The sequence below is a fragment of the Streptomyces sp. S3(2020) genome (genome assembly GCF_013044505.1).
Classification (GTDB): Bacteria; Actinomycetota; Actinomycetes; order Streptomycetales; family Streptomycetaceae; genus Streptomyces.
Genome location: NZ_JABERD010000039.1, coordinates 41708 through 59950, shown reverse-complemented (window position 1 = coordinate 59950; position 18243 = coordinate 41708). Strand labels below are relative to the sequence as shown.

General features: G+C 70.4%; 20 protein-coding genes, 5 tRNA genes and 1 pseudogene. 9 read left to right on the top strand and 17 right to left on the bottom strand.

Translation table 11 applies throughout. The features are described 5' to 3' along the window. Positions 1-1707 (top strand): annotated as a pseudogene (locus HLK59_RS15620) (hypothetical protein); the annotation flags it as partial. A 4-nt stretch (positions 1708-1711) separates the two neighbouring features. Here the strand turns inward: HLK59_RS15620 and HLK59_RS15615 are convergent. After that, positions 1712-3481: a DAK2 domain-containing protein gene (locus tag HLK59_RS15615; protein ID WP_171142021.1), complete on the bottom strand. Its 1770-nt coding sequence runs from the start codon at positions 3479-3481 to the stop codon at positions 1712-1714. Positions 3482-3740: 259 nt separating this feature from the next. Here HLK59_RS15615 and rpmB point away from each other — a divergent pair, with 259 nt between their 5' ends. Further along, the gene (gene rpmB / locus HLK59_RS15610) at positions 3741-3926 is read left to right on the top strand and encodes a 50S ribosomal protein L28 (RefSeq protein ID WP_003993230.1); all 186 of its coding nucleotides are present in this window, start codon (positions 3741-3743) and stop codon (positions 3924-3926) included. A gap of 80 nt (positions 3927-4006) precedes the next feature. Here the strand turns inward: rpmB and thiD are convergent, their stop codons facing one another. Continuing rightward, a complete protein-coding gene (gene thiD, locus HLK59_RS15605) occupies positions 4007-4834 on the bottom strand; it encodes a bifunctional hydroxymethylpyrimidine kinase/phosphomethylpyrimidine kinase (protein ID WP_171142020.1) in 828 nt (275 codons plus the stop codon). Further along, positions 4831-5796: a thiamine-phosphate kinase gene (locus HLK59_RS15600; protein ID WP_171142019.1), complete on the bottom strand. Its 966-nt coding sequence runs from the start codon at positions 5794-5796 to the stop codon at positions 4831-4833. The genes thiD and HLK59_RS15600 overlap by 4 nt, the downstream gene beginning before the upstream one ends. Positions 5797-6002: 206 nt before the next feature. Here HLK59_RS15600 and HLK59_RS15595 point away from each other — a divergent pair, with 206 nt between their 5' ends. Continuing rightward, entirely contained in the window at positions 6003-6236 is a 234-nt protein-coding gene (locus HLK59_RS15595; protein WP_003997603.1) for an Lrp/AsnC ligand binding domain-containing protein, read from the top strand. A 20-nt stretch (positions 6237-6256) separates the two neighbouring features. Next, positions 6257-6760: a DUF3515 domain-containing protein gene (locus HLK59_RS15590; RefSeq protein WP_171142018.1), complete on the top strand. Its 504-nt coding sequence runs from the start codon at positions 6257-6259 to the stop codon at positions 6758-6760. Between the two features lie 12 nt (positions 6761-6772). Here HLK59_RS15590 and HLK59_RS15585 read toward each other — a convergent pair whose 3' ends face one another. From HLK59_RS15585 to HLK59_RS15575, 3 genes are read right to left on the bottom strand one after another with little or no spacing between them, the layout of a single operon-like run. Then, the gene (locus tag HLK59_RS15585; protein ID WP_171142017.1) at positions 6773-7930 is read right to left on the bottom strand and encodes a D-alanine--D-alanine ligase family protein; all 1158 of its coding nucleotides are present in this window, start codon (positions 7928-7930) and stop codon (positions 6773-6775) included. A 59-nt stretch (positions 7931-7989) separates the two neighbouring features. After that, on the bottom strand, positions 7990-9000 hold the full coding sequence (locus tag HLK59_RS15580; RefSeq protein ID WP_171142016.1) for an NAD(P)H-dependent glycerol-3-phosphate dehydrogenase: 1011 nt from the start codon (positions 8998-9000) through the stop codon (positions 7990-7992). Next, positions 8997-9773: a lysophospholipid acyltransferase family protein gene (locus HLK59_RS15575; protein WP_171142015.1), complete on the bottom strand. Its 777-nt coding sequence runs from the start codon at positions 9771-9773 to the stop codon at positions 8997-8999. Before HLK59_RS15575 ends, HLK59_RS15580 begins: the two co-directional genes overlap by 4 nt. A 155-nt stretch (positions 9774-9928) precedes the next feature. Between HLK59_RS15575 and cofC the strand changes: the two genes are divergently transcribed. Both cofC and HLK59_RS15565 read left to right on the top strand, forming a co-directional pair. Then, a complete protein-coding gene (gene cofC / locus HLK59_RS15570) occupies positions 9929-10567 on the top strand; it encodes a 2-phospho-L-lactate guanylyltransferase (protein WP_171142014.1) in 639 nt (212 codons plus the stop codon). Positions 10568-10649: 82 nt separating this feature from the next. Next, positions 10650-10841, top strand: a complete 192-nt coding sequence (locus HLK59_RS15565) for a hypothetical protein (RefSeq protein ID WP_171142013.1) — start codon at positions 10650-10652, stop codon at positions 10839-10841. A gap of 75 nt (positions 10842-10916) precedes the next feature. On the opposite strand, the gene HLK59_RS15560 is transcribed toward HLK59_RS15565, so the two are convergent. The 4 genes from HLK59_RS15560 to leuC form a co-directional block, all read right to left on the bottom strand. Continuing rightward, positions 10917-11570, bottom strand: a complete 654-nt coding sequence (locus HLK59_RS15560; RefSeq protein WP_171142012.1) for an HU family DNA-binding protein — start codon at positions 11568-11570, stop codon at positions 10917-10919. A gap of 137 nt (positions 11571-11707) precedes the next feature. Then, complete coding sequence (locus HLK59_RS15555; RefSeq protein WP_171142011.1) at positions 11708-11938, bottom strand: hypothetical protein; 231 nt, start codon at positions 11936-11938, stop codon at positions 11708-11710. 265 nt (positions 11939-12203) lie between these two features. After that, positions 12204-12797 (bottom strand): 3-isopropylmalate dehydratase small subunit, encoded by a 594-nt coding sequence (leuD, locus tag HLK59_RS15550; RefSeq protein WP_171142010.1) that lies wholly within the window; start codon positions 12795-12797, stop codon positions 12204-12206. A gap of 5 nt (positions 12798-12802) precedes the next feature. Next, positions 12803-14227 carry a 3-isopropylmalate dehydratase large subunit gene (gene leuC / locus HLK59_RS15545; RefSeq protein ID WP_171142009.1) on the bottom strand — a complete coding sequence of 475 codons (1425 nt, stop codon included), beginning with the start codon at positions 14225-14227 and terminating at the stop codon, positions 12803-12805. 192 nt (positions 14228-14419) lie between these two features. Here leuC and ndgR point away from each other — a divergent pair, with 192 nt between their 5' ends. Continuing rightward, positions 14420-15136, top strand: a complete 717-nt coding sequence (ndgR, locus tag HLK59_RS15540; protein WP_171142008.1) for an IclR family transcriptional regulator NdgR — start codon at positions 14420-14422, stop codon at positions 15134-15136. 74 nt (positions 15137-15210) lie between these two features. Here the strand turns inward: ndgR and HLK59_RS15535 are convergent, their stop codons facing one another. Beyond that, positions 15211-15735, bottom strand: coding sequence for a DUF4188 domain-containing protein (locus HLK59_RS15535; RefSeq protein ID WP_171142007.1), 525 nt, complete (start codon positions 15733-15735; stop codon positions 15211-15213). Positions 15736-15824: 89 nt separating this feature from the next. On the opposite strand from HLK59_RS15535, the gene HLK59_RS15530 reads away from it, so the two are divergent. Beyond that, positions 15825-16469, top strand: coding sequence for a MerR family transcriptional regulator (locus HLK59_RS15530; protein WP_171142006.1), 645 nt, complete (start codon positions 15825-15827; stop codon positions 16467-16469). Between the two features lie 53 nt (positions 16470-16522). On the opposite strand, the gene HLK59_RS15525 is transcribed toward HLK59_RS15530, so the two are convergent. From HLK59_RS15525 to HLK59_RS15500, 6 genes are all read right to left on the bottom strand, one after another. Then, positions 16523-16595: transfer RNA gene (locus tag HLK59_RS15525), tRNA-Glu, on the bottom strand. Between the two features lie 46 nt (positions 16596-16641). Further along, positions 16642-16713, bottom strand: a tRNA-Gln gene (locus HLK59_RS15520). A gap of 20 nt (positions 16714-16733) precedes the next feature. Further along, positions 16734-16806 (bottom strand) — tRNA-Glu (locus tag HLK59_RS15515). Positions 16807-16868: 62 nt separating this feature from the next. Beyond that, a tRNA-Glu gene (locus HLK59_RS15510) sits at positions 16869-16941 on the bottom strand. Between the two features lie 40 nt (positions 16942-16981). Continuing rightward, positions 16982-17053: transfer RNA gene (locus HLK59_RS15505), tRNA-Gln, on the bottom strand. A 90-nt stretch (positions 17054-17143) separates the two neighbouring features. After that, positions 17144-17875, bottom strand: a complete 732-nt coding sequence (locus HLK59_RS15500; protein WP_171142005.1) for an HAD family hydrolase — start codon at positions 17873-17875, stop codon at positions 17144-17146. 73 nt (positions 17876-17948) lie between these two features. Between HLK59_RS15500 and HLK59_RS15495 the strand changes: the two genes are divergently transcribed. Continuing rightward, positions 17949-18233, top strand: coding sequence for a hypothetical protein (locus tag HLK59_RS15495; RefSeq protein ID WP_171142004.1), 285 nt, complete (start codon positions 17949-17951; stop codon positions 18231-18233). Positions 18234-18243 lie beyond the last annotated feature (10 nt).

The following is an 18243-nucleotide window of genomic DNA, read 5'->3' as shown; positions in this document are numbered from 1 at the left end:
GTGCTGGACGACGGGGTGCTGGACGAGGGGGCGGGCGCCGGGGAGACAAATCCTTCCGCGGCCGGCAGTCCCCTGGAGGAGGGTCCGGCCGGGGAGGGGCCGCCGGTGACGGGCGGGACTCCCTCGGACAGCCAGGCACCGGACGGCCTCCCGGCGGGTGAGGCCCCCGCGGGCGAGGCCCCCGCGGACGAAGCCCCGGAGGGCGCTGCCCGCCAGGGCGAGACGCCGGGCAGCGGTTCGACGGACCCCGGCGTCCCGGAGGGCGGTGCGACAGGGGCAGCGGCAGCGGCGGTCCCGGGCGGCAGCCCCTCCGTGGGCTCCCTCCGAGCCGACGCCGACGCCGCCGTGCGGGAGGTGCTCGCGCTCGTCGACGGGCGGGCCGGGGACGATGTGCAGCTCGGGGCCCGGGCCGCCGAGGCGTGGGCGATGTTCGCGGAGCTGGCCGTCGGCGCCGGGGAGCTGAGGATCGGGGCGGATCTGTTCCGGCATGCCGCGGAGGGGTTCGTGGGGGCCGGGCTGCCGTGGTTCGCCGTGGAGTCCGAGGCCCGGCTGGCGCAGCTCGCGCACCATATGGGCGAGGTCGAGGAGGCCGAGCGGGCGCTGCGGGGCGCGCTGGAGCACGGCGGGCCGCATCTGGAGGCGGTCGGACGGGCCCGGCTGCATCTCCAGCTCGCCGAGGTACTGGGCGGCCGGGGTCTGGTCGAGGAGGCCGCCGAGCATGCCCTGGAGGCGGCGCACTGGGCCGACGGGGCCGGTGAGGGGCCGGCGCTGGGCGCGTGGGCGCGGCAGCTGCTCGGCGGGTTCCTGCTGCGGCAGGGGCGGTGGGCCGAGGCCGCGGAAGTGCTGGAGTCGGCGCTGCCCGACCTGGCCGCCGAGACGCACGGCGACGGCGCGGTCGTCCAGGTGCAGTGGTGGCTCGGTGACTGTCTGAGCGAGATGGGCGAGCACCGCGCGGCGGCCGAACGGCGGTTGCAGGCGGCCGAGATCGCCAGGATCTGGCCCGAGCAGCACGACCACGCGACGCTCGCCCATCTCGCTGCCGAGTCCCTCGGCCAGGCCGGGCTGTCCGTCGAGGCGGACCAGGCCTACGTCCGCGCCGGCGAGCTGTGGCGCTCGCTCGGCGACGTCCACGGCCTCGTCCGTGCCCTGCGCGCCCGCGCGTGGCTCGCGCTGGGCACGGAGGACGGGCAGGGCGACGCCCGGGAGCTGATGGCGGGCGCGGTCCGGGAGTGCGAGGAGGCGCTGGGCGCGGACGCCGCCGACGAGGAGGCCCGGCAGCGGCTCGTCGCCGAACTCGGGCACACGCACCGGCAGTTCGGCGACCTGCTCGCCCGTTCCGCCGCCGAGGACGACGATGACGACTCCATCCGGGCCGCGATGGAGGACGCCCTGTCCCAGGTGACGGAGGCCATCGTGGTGTTCGCCTCGCTCGGCGACGACGCCCTGCACAGCCGTACCGGCGCCGAACTCGCCGCGGGCTGGCTGGAGGCCGACCTGAGCCGCCCGGACCGGGCGGCGGCACGCGCGCGTGCGGTGCTGGCGGCGTACCAGGCAGACCGAGCGGACCGAGCGGACCAAGCAGACCAACCGGCCCAGGCATACGAGACACACGAGGCGTACGAGGCGTACGACGAGAGCGGTGCCGACGAGACCGCGCTGGCGCGACAGGCGGAGGCGCGGCAACTGCTCCAGGTCGTGGAGGACTGAGCGGCTACTCGACCCCGATGAGCAGCAGGGCGCCTTGCCGGCCGCCCCGGTAGACCACCGTGTCGACGCCGAGGTGTCCCTCACGCACGCGTGCTTCGAGGTGGTCGGCGATGGACTCGGGTGCCTCGTCGCCGAGGACGAGGGTGACGAGTTCGCCGCCGGCCGAGAGCATGCGGTCCAGGACGGTCTCGGCGGCGGCGGTGACATCCGAGCCGATGACGGACACGTCACCGTCGATGAGTCCGAGGACGTCGCCGGCCTGGCAGATGCCGGCCATGGTCCAGGACTGGCGCTCGGCGACGGCGACCTCGGCGTAGCGGGTCGCGCCGGCCGCCGAGGTCATCGACACGACGTCCTCGTCGAAGCGGCGCCCGGGCTCGTGCACCGCGAGCGCCGCGATGCCCTGGACGGCGGAGCGGGTCGGGATCAGGGCGACGCGGATGCCCTCCGCACGGGCTTGCTCGGCCGCCGCGGCCGCGGCGTGGCGCAGGTCGGCGTCGTTGGGCAGCAGGACGACCTCGCGCGCGTGGGCCCGTCGTACGGCTTCGACCATCTCCCCGCTGGCGGGCGGCTCCCCGGGGCGCGCGAGCACCGTGGTCGCGCCGGCCTCGGTGTACAGCCCGGCCAGGCCCTCTCCGGGCACGACGGCGACGACGGCCCGCTGCACCCGCTCCCGCGGCGGCCGCTCACCGCCCCGCGTGTGCACATCGCCGAGCCCGAAGTGCGTGATCCGGATCCGGTACGGCCGCCCGGCCTCGACTCCCGCCTCCACCGCGGCGCCCGCGTCGTCGACGTGCACATGGACGTTCCACAGCCCGTCGCCGCCCACCACGACGAGGGAGTCCCCGAGGGCGTCGAGACGCGTCCGGAGCCGGGTCACGGCGTCGTCCTCGGCCTCCAGGAGGTAGATCACCTCGAAGGCGGGCCCGCCGTCCTCAAGGGGGGTGTCAGCGCAGTCGTCGGCGTCGGGAAGGGCCGCCTCCTCGGCGTACGCCGACGCCCGGCTGTGGGCCCCGCCGTCACCCGGGCCACCGTGCGCACCGGACGACGTCCCCCGCAGATGCGGTCCGGAAGCCACCGCGCTCCCCGGCGCCTCCCCCGTGAACGTCTCCACCAGCGCCCCGAGGACCGCCACCAGCCCCCGCCCTCCGGCGTCGACCACTCCGGCGCGCTCCAGCACGGCCAGCTGGCCCGGCGTCGCCGCGAGAGCCTCCCGTGCCCCGTCGTAGGCGGCCCGCGCGACCGCCCCGCAGCCGCCGTCGGTCGTCCCGGCCGCGTCGGCCGCCGCCGAGGCGACCGAGAGGACCGTTCCCTCGACCGGGTGAGCGACGGCCTGGCGGGCGGAGTCGGCGGCATGCCGGAAGGCGAGCCGCAGGCCGGCGCCGTCGGTGTGAGTGGTCTCACTGTCCGCGGCGAGCACCTGGGCCATGCCGCGCAGCAGCTGCGCGAGGATCGTGCCGGAGTTGCCCCGGGCCCCTATGAGGGCACCGTGCGCCATCGCGCGTGCCGCGTCGGCCGACGACGGCTTCCCGGCGCCCTCCGAACCGTCCCGGTGGCCTCCGGGACCGACCTCGTGGCCCTCGAACACGGCCTCGACGGCCGCGACGGCGGACTCCATGGTCAGGTACAGGTTCGTGCCGGTGTCCCCGTCGGCGACGGGGTAGACGTTGATCGCGTCGATCTCCTCGCGCGCCCGCCCCAGGGCCGTCAGCGCGAGGCCGCACCAGGTGCGTACCGCGAGAGCATCGAAGAATGTCTGCGGCACCTGCGCCACCTGCGCCTCCCTGAGCTGCCCGGACGTGGACGCAGCGTAGACCCCGGAGAGGTGTCCGCCGGAAGAGGGCCTGGAGCAGGCCCGTGAGCAGCCATGGTAGTTTCGTTCTACTGGCGCAGTCGTTGTATGCTGCTCCGGTTGCCCGATCCTGATCGGGCCATTCCCCCTGGCAGCGCCACCAAGATCTCTGATCCTACGATCTCGATCCCGGCATGCTGGGATCTATCCGTAAGTGCATCTGAAGTCTTTGGAGTGACCCGTGGCTGCCAACTGCGACGTCTGCGGCAAGGGGCCGGGCTTCGGCAACAACATCTCGCACTCGCACCGCCGTACGTCCCGTCGCTGGAACCCGAACATCCAGCGCGTCCGTACCGTGGTCGGCGGGACGCCGAAGCGCGTGAACGCTTGCACCTCGTGCATCAAGGCCGGCAAGGTCTCGCGCTGACGCACAGTTAAGCGCGCGGCCACTGCTGGTTCGCTGCATCAAGCCGGTCCACCTCTCGGTGGGTCGGCTTTTTGCCGTGCTCATGGCTGGACCGGCAGAGTCGTTGCCCCGCCCGCGGGCCAGCGGAACCGCCACCCGTGATCGACGGGCCCGATCCCGCCGCCGAGCGCGAATCCGGCCCTGATCGCCCCGGTGACGTACTTCTTGGCGGCGGCCACCGCCTCGGGGACGTCCTGGCCCTTCGCGAGCTGTGCCGCGACGGCGGACGCGAGGGTGCAGCCGGTGCCGTGCGTGTGGCGGTTGTCGAAGCGCTCCGCGCGCAGCCAGTGCTCCTCGGAGCCATCGGTGAGGAAGTCGACGGCGTCTCCGGACAGATGGCCGCCCTTGATCAGCGCCCACCGCGGCCCGTACGCCAGCACCGCGGCCGCGGCCGCCCGCATCTGCTCCTCCGACTCGACATGGAGCCCGGTCAATTGGGCCACCTCGTCGAGGTTCGGCGTCGCCACGGTGGCGACCGGCAGCAGCTTGGTCCGTACGGAGTCCAGCGCGGACGCGGCCAGCAGCGAGTCGCCGTGCTTGGAGACGCCGACCGGGTCGACGACGGCCGGAACGTCGGTCGCCCCGATCAACTCCGCGACCGCCTCGACGAGTTCCGCCGAGGCCAGCATGCCGGTCTTCACGGCCTGTACGCCGATGTCGTCGACGACACTGCGGTACTGGGCCCGCACGGCCTCCACCGGGAGCTGCCAAGCGCCCTGCACGCCCAGGGAGTTCTGCGCGGTGACCGCCGTGACGACGCTCATGCCGTGCACACCGAGCGCGAGCATCGTCTTCAGGTCGGCCTGGATGCCCGCGCCGCCCCCGGAGTCGGAGCCCGCGACCGTGAGCACCCGCACCGGCGCGCTCACGACTCGATGTCCCCGAAGTGGTCCCAGCCGCCCTTGCTGGTCCAGGGCGCCCCGTCGACCGTCACCTGGGGCAGCGCCGAGGGGTTGAGGACCTCTCCGATGACCTTCCAGCGGGCCGGGAGTTTCACGTCCGGCGGGAAGGTCGCCACGATCGCGTGGTCCTCTCCCCCGGTGAGCACCCACTGCATGGGGTCGACGCCGACGGCCTGCCCGATGTCGTTCATCTGGGACGGGATGTCGATGGCTCCGGAGCGGATGTCGATGCGGACCTTGCTGGCCTCGGCGATGTGCCCGAGGTCGGCGATCAGCCCGTCGCTCACGTCGCACATCGCGGTCGCGCCGAGCCCGGCGGCCGCGGGGCCCGCGTGGTACGGCGGTTCGGGGCGCCGGTGCGCCTCCACGAAGGCGCGCGGCGAGCGGAAGCCCCGGGAGAGCACCGCGTACCCGGCCGCGGACCAGCCCAGCCAGCCGGTCACCGCGACGAGGTCGCCGGGCTGTGCGCCGCCGCGTGTCACGGGCTCCTGGTTGCGCAGATCGCCGAGCGCGGTGATGGAGACCATGATCGTGTCTCCTCGTACGACATCCCCGCCCACGACCGACGCGCCCGCCACCTGGCACTCGTCGCGCAGCCCGTCCATGAGCTCGCTCGGCCAGGTGACCGGGAGTTCGGCCGGCACGACCAGTCCGAGCAGGAGAGCCGTCGGCACGGCGCCCATGGCGGCGATGTCCGCGAGGTTCTGTGCGGCGGCCTTGCGACCCACGTCGTAGGCCGTGGACCAGTCACGGCGGAAGTGCCGTCCCTCCAGGAGGATGTCGGTGCTGGCCACGACCCGGCGGTCGGGAGCGGCCACCACCGCGGCGTCGTCGCCGGGGCCGACCCGGACCGACGGGGTGGTGGTGAGACGGGAGGTGAGCTCCCTGATGAGCCCGAACTCCCCGAGCTCACCAACAGTGCCCTTCATTGCCCTTTCGCCCCTTCTGTCCCATGCTGTGCCCGGTCGCGCGTGACCAGTGTCCTCGATACGGTCGAAGAGACCGTCAACTTCTGTCATGCCTGCACCCCGGCGCGGAGGCCGCGGGTCCCGCAGGTCTCCCCGCGGCGAGCGGCGACGCGATACCGTGGCGTTCCTTTTCCCCACATGATCCTCGTGGCCGCCCTGGAGGTTCCGTGGTACAGGCGTACATCCTGATCCAGACGGAGGTCGGCAAAGCGTCGACCGTCGCCGAGACGATCAGCAAGATTCCTGGGGTGATCCAGGCCGAGGACGTGACAGGACCTTATGACGTGATCGTGCGGGCGCAGGCCGACACCGTGGACGACCTGGGCCGCATGGTGGTCGCGAAGGTCCAGCAAGTGGACGGCATCACTCGCACCCTGACCTGCCCGGTCGTCCATCTGTAGCCCCCGTCTACCCTTGGCCGGTGAACTTCTTCCGTCACCGGCACCGCACTGTCCTCGGGCTGCCCGCCCTGGTCCTGCTGATCGTCACCACAGGGTGCTCCTCAGCAGACGACAGTGACTCGGTGACGGTTCCCAGCCCCACGGCGAAGGTCGCGAAGCTGTGCCGAAACCTGGACAGTGTCCTGCCGGACAAGGTCGACGGTCTCGACCGGCATGATCCCGAGCCCGCGTCCGCGCTGACGGCGGGCTGGGGAAGCCCGGCGATCATACTGCGCTGCGGTGTCACCCGGCCGCCGAAGATGGTCGACCCCGAGGTGGCCAACGGAAGCGACCCCGAGGCGATAGCGGGCGAGGTGAACGGCGTCGAGTGGCTCATGGAGAAGCAGGACGACGGCTCGACCCGCTTCACCACGGCCAACCGACAGGCGTACGTCGAGGTGACGGTGCCCGAGGGGCGGGACACCGCGGGGATGCTGACCGACATGGCCTCGTCGGTCAAGAAGGCGATCCCCTTCGGGAAATGAACCGTACGGCTCCTAGCGGAGCCCCGTGGAGCGCCTGAGCGCGGCCTGGATCAGCCGGTCCACCAGCTCCGCGTAGCCGATCCCGCTGGCCTCCCACATCTGCGGGTACATCGAGATCGGGGTGAAGCCCGGCATCGTGTTGATCTCGTTGATGACGAACTCACCGTCCTCCGTGAGGAAGAAGTCCGCGCGGACCAGGCCCTCGCAGGACGCCGCGTCGAAGGCCGCCACGGCGAGGCGCTGGACCTCCGCCGTCTCCTCGGGAGTCAGCGGGGCCGGGACGATGCCCGGGGTGGAGTCGATGTACTTCGCCTCGAAGTCGTAGTACGCGTGCGCGTCCGGCGGCGGGATCTCCGCCGGGACCGAGGCCCGCGGGCCGTCCTCGAACTCCAGGACGCCGCACTCGATCTCACGGCCGCGCAGCGCCGCCTCGACGAGGATCTTCGGGTCGTGCCGCTGGGCCTCGGCGATCGCCTCGTCCAGCCCGGACGGGTCGTCGACCTTGGTGATGCCGATCGACGAACCCGCGCGCGCGGGCTTCACGAACAGCGGCCAGCCGTGCTCACCGGCGAGCTCGACGATCTTCTTGCGGGCGGCCGACTCGTCCTGCTCCCACTCGCGGGGCCGAATCACCACGTACGGGCCGACCTTGAGCCCGAAGGAGGTGAACACCCGCTTCATGTACTCCTTGTCCTGGCCGACGGCCGAGGCGAGCACGCCCGAGCCGACGTAGGGGACACCGGAGAGCTCCAGGAGGCCCTGGAGGGTGCCGTCCTCGCCATAGGGGCCGTGCAGGACGGGGAAGACGACGTCGACCTCGCCGAGCGCCTTGGGCACCGATCCCGGCTCGCTGTAGACGACTTCACGGTTGGCCGGGTCGACGGGGAGCACCACGCCGCCCTCCGGCGACTCGGCGAGCTCCTCGATGTCCGGCGTACGGCGGTCGGTGATCGCCATGCGTTCCGGCTCGTCGGCGATGAGGGCCCAACGCCCGTCCCTGGTGATGCCGATCGGCAGGACCTCGTACTTGGTCCGGTCGATGGCCTTGAGGACGGCGCCGCCGGTGACCACGGAGATCCCGTGTTCGGAGCTGCGCCCGCCGGACACGACGGCCACGCGCGGCTTGCGAGGCGGCTGCTCGGGGCTCTGGGGGAGGTTCTCGGTGCTCATATCGCGTTGAGAGTACCCGTTGGTAGAGCCCCGATACAGCGTGGCTCAAGGGGCGTCGCTCAGCGTCGTTCGGGCTTCGCGCTGCGCGACATCAGCTCCTTGACGGCGACCACCGGAGGCTTGCCCTCGTGCACGATGGCGACGACCGTCTCGGTGATCGGCATGTCGACGCCGTGCCGGCGTGCCAGATCCAGCACGGACTCACAGGACTTGACGCCCTCGGCGGTCTGCTTGGTGACCGCGATGGTCTCCTGGAGGGTCATGCCCTTGCCGAGGTTGGTGCCGAAGGTGTGGTTGCGGGACAGCGGCGAGGAGCAGGTCGCCACCAGGTCGCCGAGACCGGCGAGTCCGGAGAACGTCAGCGGGTCGGCGCCCATCGCCAGCCCCAGGCGCATCGTCTCGGCGAGGCCGCGTGTGATGAGCGAGCCCTTGGTGTTGTCGCCGAGCCCCATGCCGTCCGCGATGCCGACGGCGAGCCCGATGACGTTCTTCACGGCACCGCCCAGCTCGCAACCGATCACGTCCGTCTCGGTGTACGGCCTGAAGTACGGCGTGTGGCAGGCCGACTGGAGCCGCCGGGCCACCGTCTCGTCCGTGCAGGCGACCACCGCGGCGGCCGGCATGCGGGCCGCGATCTCGCGGGCGAGGTTGGGTCCGGTGACCACGGCGATACGGTCCCGGCCGACCTTCGCGACGTCCTCGACGACCTCGCTCATCCGCATGGCGGAGCCGAGTTCGACGCCCTTCATGAGAGAGACGAGGACCGTGTCGGGCGCGAGCAGCGGCACCCACTCGGCGAGGTTGCCGCGCAACGTCTGTGAGGGGACGGCGAGTACGGTGAAGTCGGCGTCGCGCGCCGCCTCGGCGGCGTCCGTCGTCGCCCGCAGGTTCTCCGGGAGTTCGACGCCCGGCAGGTAGTCCGGGTTGGTGTGGGTGGAGTTGACCGCTTCCGCGAGTTCGGCGCGGCGGCCCCACAGGGTGACCTCGCAGCCCGCGTCGGCCAGCACCATGCCGAAGGCGGTGCCCCATGATCCGGTGCCGAAGACGGCCGCCTTGACCGGCTTGCTCACTTGCTCTGCCCCTCTTCCTGCTCGACCTTCGCCTCAGCCTGCGCGGAGGTCCTGCGCCGCTGCTCGATCCGCTCCTGGCGCGGGTCGTAAGGTGACTCGGGCGCTCGCTCGCCGCGGATCTCCTCCAGTTGGCGGGTGACCGCGGCCATGATGACCTCGGTCGCCTCCTTCAGGAGTTCCGGGCTCATCTCCTTGTCGTAGAAGCGCGACAGGTCCACGGGGGGACCCGCGAGGACGTGCGAGGTCTTGCGGGGGCGGAGGTTGAGCTTCTTGGCGTACGGCGGGAGCAGTTCGTTGGCGCCCCACTGCGCGACGGGGATCACCGGGCACTTGGTCTGGAGGGCCACGCGCGCGGCGCCGGTCTTGCCGGTCATGGGCCACTGGTCGGGGTCCCTGGTGATGGTGCCCTCGGGATAGAAGGCCACGCATTCACCGCGTTCCACGGCGTCGATCGCGGCCCGGAAGGCGCTCAGCGCGTCGGTGGTCTCGCGATAGACGGGGATCTGTCCGGTGCCACGCATCATGGCACCGATGAATCCCTTCTTGAAAAGACCGCTCTTCGCGAGGAATCGCGGAACGCGGCCGGTGTTGTACTGAAAGTGTGCGTAGGCGAAGGGATCGACGTGCGAATTATGGTTCACCGCGGTGATAAATCCGCCGTCGGCCGGAATGTTCTCCATTCCTCGCCAGTCCCGCTTGATCAGAACCACCAGCGGCGGTTTGGCGATCACCGCTGCGAGGCGGTACCAGAAGCCGATTCTGCGGCGGGGCACGCGGACACCTTCCTCTAGGGCCTGGGGGGCCGCACAAGTGTCGCCCCAGGCCGACGGTCTGTCGAGAACACCGTACGCCTAGCGGCGACGACCGCCAGATGGCCCAGGTGACGGCTGAGTGACAATGCTCGCGACAAGAGAGGGACGGAACGCTCGTGCAGTGGACCTTGGTCATACCCCTGAAGCCCCTGGCGCGCGCCAAGAGCAGGCTCTCGGACACCGCCGCCGACGAGTTGCGTCCGGGCCTGGCCCTCGCCTTCGCCCAGGACACGGTGGCAGCCGCGCTGGCCAGCCCCGCGGTCGCCGATGTGGCAGTCGTCACGAACGACCCCCTGGCCGCCCGCGAGCTGGCCGCCCTGGGCGCCCGAATCGTTCCTGACGAACCCCGGGCGGGCCTGAACGCGGCGTTGGCGCACGGGGCGGGTACCGTACGGGCCCGGCGCCCCGAAAGCGCGGTGGCGGCCCTGAATGCCGATCTGCCGGCCCTGCGCCCCGTGGAATTGGCCCGCGTCCTGGATGCGGCCGCCGAATTCCCCCGCGCTTTTCTCCCGGATGCGGCTGCAATCGGTACGACGCTGCTGGCGGCCCGGGACGGCCGGGAATTGCGCCCGATCTTCGGAACGGATTCCCGGGCCCGGCATCGTGCGTCGGGGGCGGTGGAACTGTGCCTCACGGGGGTGGATTCCGTACGCCAGGACGTGGACACGGGCGAGGACCTGAGGGCGGCGCTGGCGTTGGGGGTGGGTCCAAGGACGGCTGCGGCAACGGCGGGACTATTGATCAGGGGCCAGTAGGAGCGCCCCATAGGGGCGCGGGGAACTGCGCGACCAGCCACGACGTACCCGCACCCGACAACGAACCACTACCCTGACGCCCATGCAGGCCACCGCTTACACGTACGACGCCGACACCCGCACCGGCAGCGTCCTGCTGGACGACGGCACCCCCGTCCCCTTCGACGCCCCGGCGTTCGACGCGGGCGGTCTCAGGCTCCTCCGCCCCGGCCAGCGTGTGCGCATCGAACTGGAAGACTCCAGGGTCACCCTCGTGACCCTGCAAACCTTCTGACCCCTCTCGACAAAAAACGCCGCGGGCCGGACTCCACAACGGAGTCCGGCCCGGCGCGTGAGTACCCCTGCGCCTCTACCGCTTGCGGGCGGTGGTCTTCTTGGCGGTGGTCTTGCGAGCCGTCGACTTCTTGGCGGGGGCCTTCTTGGCCGTCGCCTTCTTCGCCGGGGCCTTCTTGGCCGTCGCCTTCTTGGCGGTGGTCTTCTTCGCGGCGGTGGTCTTGGCGGCGCCCGTGGTCTTCTTGGCCGTCGTCTTCTTCGCCGTGGTCTTCTTCGCGGTCGCCGTGGTCTTCTTGGCGACCGTCTTCTTCGCCGTGGTCTTCTTCGCGGCGGCCGTCGCCTTCTTCGCCGGGGCGGCCTTCTTCGCGGCGGCCTTCTTGACCGTCGCCGAAGCCCCGCCGGTCAGGCTGCCCTTGGGCGCCTTCTTGACCGCGACGTCGTTCTTCGGGAGCTTCTTCGTGCCGCTCACCAGGTCCTTGAAGCCCTGGCCCGCACGGAAGCGCGGAACGGAGGTCTTCTTGACCCGAACCCGCTCGCCCGTCTGAGGGTTGCGGGCGTACCGGGCCGGACGGTCGACCTTCTCGAACGAACCGAAGCCGGTGACCGAGACCCGGTCCCCCGCCACGGTCGCGCGGACGATGGCGTCCAGGACCGCGTCGACCGCGTCGGCGGCCTGCTGACGGCCCCCGACCTTGTCGGCAATCGCTTCTACGAGCTGCGCCTTGTTCACGTCTTCCCCTTCGGAGACATTGCCCGAACGAAACTGTTCAGGCTTTTTCGCACGTTAGGCAGATATATACCGCAAATCAAACACGAAACGGGCTTATCACCCTTGTGCCGCAACGGATTCGGCTGTCTCGGACTTGCTCAGCGTTCCTCTTCGGGGATTCGACCCGCGTCGAGGTCCGCCGTGAAGGCCTCCAGACGCCTTGCCGCATCGGCGAGATCGTGCTTGGCCGCGGCCGTAATGACCAGCAGCTTCCGGGTCAGCGCCATCCGTACGCCCTCCGGGACTTGCAGTGCGCGCACTCTTGTGTGCGCTTCCTTGAGTTGGTCCGCGACTGCCGCATAGAGCTTGAGTTGGCCGTCGTGTTCCATGCACAGATTGTGCCATCTGGGGCGAGTTGTCGCCTGCTCAGGGTGCAACTGCCGCCTCAAACGGCCTTCCGGGCGTTTGCGGAAGCCACGCCCGTACATGTCGCGTACCCCGGCAACACCCCTCCTAACGTGGGGAGTTGAAGACGGTCACGGGCCCGCGCAGGGCCGTTCGGGTGCAGACACAGCCGTACCCCCGATCGGGCTGATCGGGGGTACGGCGGGGGTGTTGCGGTGGCCGAAAGTCGACCTGTTGGACGGCTCCGGGTCAGACCTCGAGCGTCCGCGGCTTGTACGAGGGGCGCTTGGCCTCGAAGGCGGCGATGTCCTCCTCGTTCTGGAGGGTGATGGAGATGTCGTCCAGCCCGTTCAGCAGCCGCCAGCGGGAGTTCTCGTCCAGCTCGAAGCTCGCGGTGATGCCCTCGGCGCGCACCTCGCGGGACTCGAGGTCGACCGTGATCTCGGCCTGCGGGTCGTTCTCGCTGAGCTCCTGGAGCGCGTCCACGATCTTCTGCTCCAGAACCACCGTGAGCAGGCCGTTCTTGAGCGAGTTACCGCGGAAGATGTCGGCGAACCGGGAGGAGATGACGGTCTTGAAGCCGTAGTTCTGGAGCGCCCACACGGCGTGCTCACGGGAGGAGCCGGTGCCGAAGTCGGGGCCGGCGACCAGGACGGTCGCGCCTTCGCGCTCGGGCTGGTTGAGGATGAATTTCTCGTCCTTGCGCCAGGCCTCGAACAGACCGTCCTCGAACCCGTCCCTGGTCACCTTCTTGAGCCAGTGAGCAGGGATGATCTGGTCGGTGTCGACGTTGGAGCGGCGCAGCGGGACGGCCCGGCCGGTGTGCGTGGTGAATGCTTCCATGGCTCTCAGACTCCAGCGGGCACAGGGGCGTCGGACAGGTCGGCGGGCGAGGCCAGGTGGCCCAGCACGGCGGTCGCGGCGGCGACCTGCGGCGAGACCAGGTGCGTGCGACCGCCCTTGCCCTGCCGGCCCTCGAAGTTGCGGTTGGAGGTGGACGCGGAGCGCTCACCCGGGGCCAGCTGGTCCGGGTTCATGCCCAGACACATCGAGCAGCCCGCGTGCCGCCATTCGGCGCCGGCCTCCTTGAAGACGACGTCCAGGCCCTCGGAGACGGCCTGGAGGCCCACCCGCGCGGAGCCGGGGACGACCAGCATCCGTACGCCGTCGGCGACTTTGCGGCCCTTGACGAGTTCGGCGGCGGCGCGCAGGTCCTCGATACGACCGTTGGTGCACGAACCTACGAAGACGGTGTCCACCTTGATGGAGCGCAGCGGCTGACCGGCCTCCAACCCCATGTATTCCAGGGCCTTTTCGGCGGCGAGGCGCTCCGAAGCGTCTTCGTACGAAGCAGGATCGGGGACGTCCGCCGAAAGCGGCGCACCCTGACCGGGGTTGGTGCCCCAGGTGACGAACGGCGACAGTTCCTCGGCCTTGATGACGACCTCGGCGTCGAACTCCGCGTCCTCGTCCGACTTCAGCGTCTTCCAGTACGCGACGGCCGCGTCCCAGTCCTCGCCCTTGGGTGCGTGCACCCGGCCCTCGAGGTAGTCGAAGGTGGTCTGGTCGGGAGCGATCATGCCCGCGCGGGCGCCGGCCTCGATCGACATGTTGCAGATGGTCATCCGGGCCTCCATCGAGAGCTTCTCGATGGCGGAGCCGCGGTACTCCAGGACGTAGCCCTGGCCGCCGCCGGTGCCGATGCGGGCGATGATCGCCAGGATCAGGTCCTTGGCGGTGACGCCGTCGGGCAGTTCGCCGTCGACCGTGATGGCCATGGTCTTCGGACGGACCAGCGGCAGCGTCTGGGTGGCCAGCACGTGCTCCACCTGGGAGGTGCCGATGCCGAACGCCAGACCGCCGAAGGCGCCGTGCGTGGAGGTGTGGGAGTCGCCGCAGACGACCGTCATACCGGGCTGGGTCAGACCCAGCTGCGGGCCCACGACGTGGACGACACCCTGCTCGACGTCGCCCAGCGAGTGCAGGCGCACACCGAACTCGGCGGCGTTCTTGCGCAGCGTCTCCAGCTGGACACGGGAGACCGGGTCGGCGATGGGCTTGTCGATGTCGAGGGTCGGGGTGTTGTGGTCCTCGGTGGCGATGGTCAGGTCGAGCCTGCGCACCGGGCGACCGCTCTTGCGGAGGCCGTCGAAGGCCTGCGGGCTGGTCACTTCGTGCAGCAGGTGCAGATCGATGAAGAGGAGGTCGGGCTCGCCCTCGGCGCGCCGGACGACATGGTCGTCCCAGACCTTCTCCGCGAGTGTCCTACCCATCGCTTTCCCTCCGGCCGGCAAATGGTGCGCCGGCCCAACTAGAGATCTTCAGGAAGCGGCGCCCGCACCCCCTGGTTTCCCGGGCAGCCGCCACCAGGCCCGTTGGTCCGCGGGCCGCTGTGTATCCAAGGGTTGCGCGTCTCACGAAAAAAGGAACTTGCGTTTCACAGAGTGAGACGTGAGTATCGTTTCATGGACAACAGTAGCGGCGTCGGCGTTCTGGACAAGGCAGCCCTTGTCCTCAGCGCCCTGGAGTCCGGTCCGGCCACCCTCGCGGGTCTTGTGGCGGCCACCGGACTGGCACGACCCACGGCCCACCGGCTGGCCGTGGCCTTGGAACACCACCGTATGGTGGCGCGCGACATGCAGGGCCGTTTCATTCTCGGCCCTCGGCTGGCGGAGCTGGCCGCGGCCGCGGGCGAGGACCGCCTCCTCGCCACCGCGGGCCCGGTGCTCACGCATCTCCGTGACATCACGGGCGAGAGCGCGCAGCTCTACCGCCGCCAGGGCGACATGCGCATCTGCGTCGCCGCGGCGGAGCGGCTGTCCGGCCTTCGGGACACCGTCCCGGTCGGTTCGACGCTCACGATGAAGGCCGGCTCCTCGGCCCAGATCCTGATGGCCTGGGAGGAGCCCGAGCGCCTCCACCGCGGCCTCCAGGGCGCCCGTTTCACGGCCACCGCGCTCTCGGGCGTACGACGCCGGGGCTGGGCCCAGTCCATCGGCGAGCGCGAGCCGGGGGTGGCCTCCGTCTCCGCGCCGGTACGCGGCCCCTCCAACCGTGTCGTGGCCGCCGTCTCGGTCTCCGGCCCCATCGAGCGCCTGACGCGCCACCCGGGCCGTATGCACGCCCAGGCGGTCATCGACGCCGCCTCCCGCCTCTCCGAGGCCCTGCGCCGCACCGGCTGACGAGCCCGGGACATCACAACGGGGAGGGCCCGCCCCAACGCCGCGGCAGGCCCTCCCCGTCCCCCGGTCCCCCGTCATGTGGCTTCTTCGGCCACCTTCGCCTTCGCCGACCGGTGCGCGAAGCGGTCCTTGCCGGTACGCCCCCGCCGCTCCAGCGGCACCTGACCGTGCGCCGCCGCCAGTCCGAAGGCGGGCATGTCGGCGTAGATCGACTCGTACGACCCCTCGGGCACGACATAGGTCTCGTGCCACAGCCCGACGTGCTGCCTGGCCTTCCCCGCCTTCTCCTTGCGGTTGATGATCGCCCACGCCCGGCGGTGGAACATGTCCGGTGCCTGCGCGTAGGCGTAGAGCTTCTCCTTGGACTCCCAGTACTGGACGACGTAGTACGTCCGCGGGTTGGCTGTCAGCAGGACATGGCCGAGCAGTCCCCGCTCGGGCGCCTTCCCCAGCTCGCGCAGCATCCGCGGCATGGCCAGCAGCACCGGGAACCAGTGGTGCACGGCCCAGAAGTGGTTGATGCGCATGCCGATCAGCAGGACGACCACATCGCCCTCGGTGTCGGCGGTGGTGCGACCCGGTACCGGCTTGGCGAACATGACGAGCCCCCGTTTCCCCTGTCGGACAGCGGCACTATCCTTCCGAGTGATGCTTGGATAGTGGCACTCCCCAATGAAGGGCGCAAGGCATGCGGCTGGCCGAACTGAGCGAGCGCAGTGGGGTGTCCACCGCGACGATCAAGTACTACCTGCGCGAAGGGCTGTTGGCGCCCGGCCGCCAGATCAACACGACGACGGCCGAGTACGACGAGGAGCACCTGCGCCGGCTGAAGCTGATCCGCGCGATGATCCAGGTCGGCCGGGTGCCGGTGGCGACGGTCCGGGAGGTGCTCGGACATGTCGACGACGAGTCCCTGCCCCGTGCGATGCGGCTGGGCGCGGCGGTCTGGGCCATGCCGCAGGTGCCGGAGCCGGCCGCGGACGACGAGTTCGTGCGGGGGGCCCGGGTCGCGATGGAGGAGCTGCTCCGGACGCTGGGGTGGTCCAACGCCCAGGCCATGACGACGGTCTCGCCCGCTTTCCGCTCCCTCGTGGTGGCGACGGCCGCGCTGCGCCGCCTCGGCTACGACTGGGACCCCGAGACCCTCGTGCCCTACGCCCGGCTCATGCACCAAGTGGCCGAACTGGACATGGAGTTCATGGAGTCGCATGTCTCGGAGGCCGAGAAGGCGGAGGTCGCGGTGCTGGGCGTGGTGCTCGTCGAGCCGATGCTCCAGGCGCTGCACCGGCTGGCGCAGGAGGAGGAGTCGACGCGGAGGTACGGCTACGAGTAGGACGCCGGGAACGGCGAAAGCCCCCCACCGAGGTGGAGGGCTTTCCCTGTGCGTACCCCCGACCGGATTCGAACCGGCGCTACCGCCTTGAGAGGGCGGCGTGCTAGGCCGCTACACAACGGGGGCCCTAGCGATCCTGCATGCGTTCAACTTAGAACGCCGCAGGTCCGAGCTGGTCTACCTGGACTCGAACCAAGAATGACGGTACCAGAAACCGTAGTGTTGCCAATTACACCATAGACCAATAAGGTTTAAACCTTTGCGTACCCCCGACCGGATTCGAACCGGCGCTACCGCCTTGAGAGGGCGGCGTGCTAGGCCGCTACACAACGGGGGCCCTAGCGATCCTGCATCAAGATTGGCGGGAGCTACCCTGACCATCCTCGCGGGAAGGATCTGTACCCCCGACCGGATTCGAACCGGCGCTACTGCCTTGAGAGGGCAGCGTGCTAGGCCGCTACACAACGGGGGCTTCGCGGAGTTGATCTCCGCCTGCAGATGAGCTCTGCGAGCTGGCCTACCTGGACTCGAACCAAGACTAACTGAACCAGAATCAGTCGTGCTGCCAATTACACCATAGGCCACTGGAACGCAAGCCCCGAAGGGGTTTTTGTTCTAGTTCGCCCCGTCGGTTCCGGCCTTTCGGCCCGCTCTCCGGCGGCGCAGGAAGAACATTACCCGAAGGTGGACGGGGCTCCAAAACGGGTATCCGCGCCGAGGAGCGCGGGGAGTTCGGCGAGGGTGGCGATCCGGTGCGGGCCGACGGGGGCGCCGCCGGTCGCGTACACACCGTCACGATCGATCCAGAAGGAGCGCAGGCCGGCCTCGGCGGCACCGCGTCCGTCGATCTCCGGGTGGTCACCGACGTACGCCACCTGCTCCGGGGCGAGTTCAAGGACCTCGCAGGCCGCGTGGAAGGCACCGGGCTCCGGCTTGGAGACGCCGAGTTCGGCGGCGCAGAGGACGGCCTCGAAGCGGTCGTACACGCCGAGGGCGCGCAGCTTGCGGTCCTGGACATGGATGCTGGAGTTGGAGAGCACCGCGTGCCGGTGACTGGTGGCGAGGGCGTCGAGGACGGGCAGGACGTCCGGGAAGAGGGCCCAGACCGTCTCATAGTGGGCGACGTACCGCTGGAACCAGGCGTCGGCCTCCGCGTCGCTCAGCGCCTCGCCCAGGAAGACCCGCACCCGGTCCCGGCGCTGCCCCTGGAAGTCGACCTCCCCCGCCGAGAACCGCGCCCACTGGACGTCGGTGATCTCCCGCCAGCTCACGATGGCCTGCTCGACGCTCTCGTACGCCTCCAACAGCCCCTCGGCCGCGAGGTGCAGGCGCATCCCGGCGCGGTCGGCACCGGTGTAGTCGAAGAGGGTGTCGTCGACGTCCCAGACCACGGCACGGATGCTCATGGTCCGACGGTAACCCGGGGGTCGGGCTTGCGGGGCCGATACGACGAAGGGCTTCGACTGGCACACTGGGGCCATGGGCGAGTACCGCATCCAGTTCACCGTCGAGGCCCGCGCGGCCTACGACAGCCTGCCCCCTTCACGTCAGGCGCACCTGGACCGGGCCATGCGGATACTGGCGCGTGACCCGTACCGGAAGCACTCGACCGCGCCACTGGGCCCAGACGATAATCTGCGCAAAGCGTACGTAGCTCCCGGCGTGATGTTGGAGTACGTGGTGGCTGGCGCGATCATGGTCGTCGTTGTGGTCTGGATCTTCGACGAGAGCGCGTACCTCATCGACGAAGCAGACGCCCAATGACATATGTGTG

Excerpts from the sequence above, each read along its gene's own strand:
- HLK59_RS15600 (WP_171142019.1), bottom strand. The coding sequence starts at position 5,796 with ATGAAGGGCACTGTTGGTGAGCTCGGGGAGTTCGGGCTCATCAGGGAG.
- HLK59_RS15585 (WP_171142017.1), bottom strand. The coding sequence starts at position 7,930 with ATGAGCACCGAGAACCTCCCCCAGAGCCCCGAGCAGCCGCCTCGCAAG.
- HLK59_RS15565 (WP_171142013.1), top strand. The coding sequence starts at position 10,650 with ATGCAGGCCACCGCTTACACGTACGACGCCGACACCCGCACCGGCAGC.
- HLK59_RS15555 (WP_171142011.1), bottom strand. The coding sequence starts at position 11,938 with ATGGAACACGACGGCCAACTCAAGCTCTATGCGGCAGTCGCGGACCAA.
- leuD (WP_171142010.1), bottom strand. The coding sequence starts at position 12,797 with ATGGAAGCATTCACCACGCACACCGGCCGGGCCGTCCCGCTGCGCCGC.
- leuC (WP_171142009.1), bottom strand. The coding sequence starts at position 14,227 with ATGGGTAGGACACTCGCGGAGAAGGTCTGGGACGACCATGTCGTCCGG.
- ndgR (WP_171142008.1), top strand. The coding sequence starts at position 14,420 with ATGGACAACAGTAGCGGCGTCGGCGTTCTGGACAAGGCAGCCCTTGTC.
- HLK59_RS15535 (WP_171142007.1), bottom strand. The coding sequence starts at position 15,735 with ATGTTCGCCAAGCCGGTACCGGGTCGCACCACCGCCGACACCGAGGGC.
- HLK59_RS15530 (WP_171142006.1), top strand. The coding sequence starts at position 15,825 with ATGCGGCTGGCCGAACTGAGCGAGCGCAGTGGGGTGTCCACCGCGACG.
- HLK59_RS15500 (WP_171142005.1), bottom strand. The coding sequence starts at position 17,875 with ATGAGCATCCGTGCCGTGGTCTGGGACGTCGACGACACCCTCTTCGAC.
- HLK59_RS15495 (WP_171142004.1), top strand. The coding sequence starts at position 17,949 with ATGGGCGAGTACCGCATCCAGTTCACCGTCGAGGCCCGCGCGGCCTAC.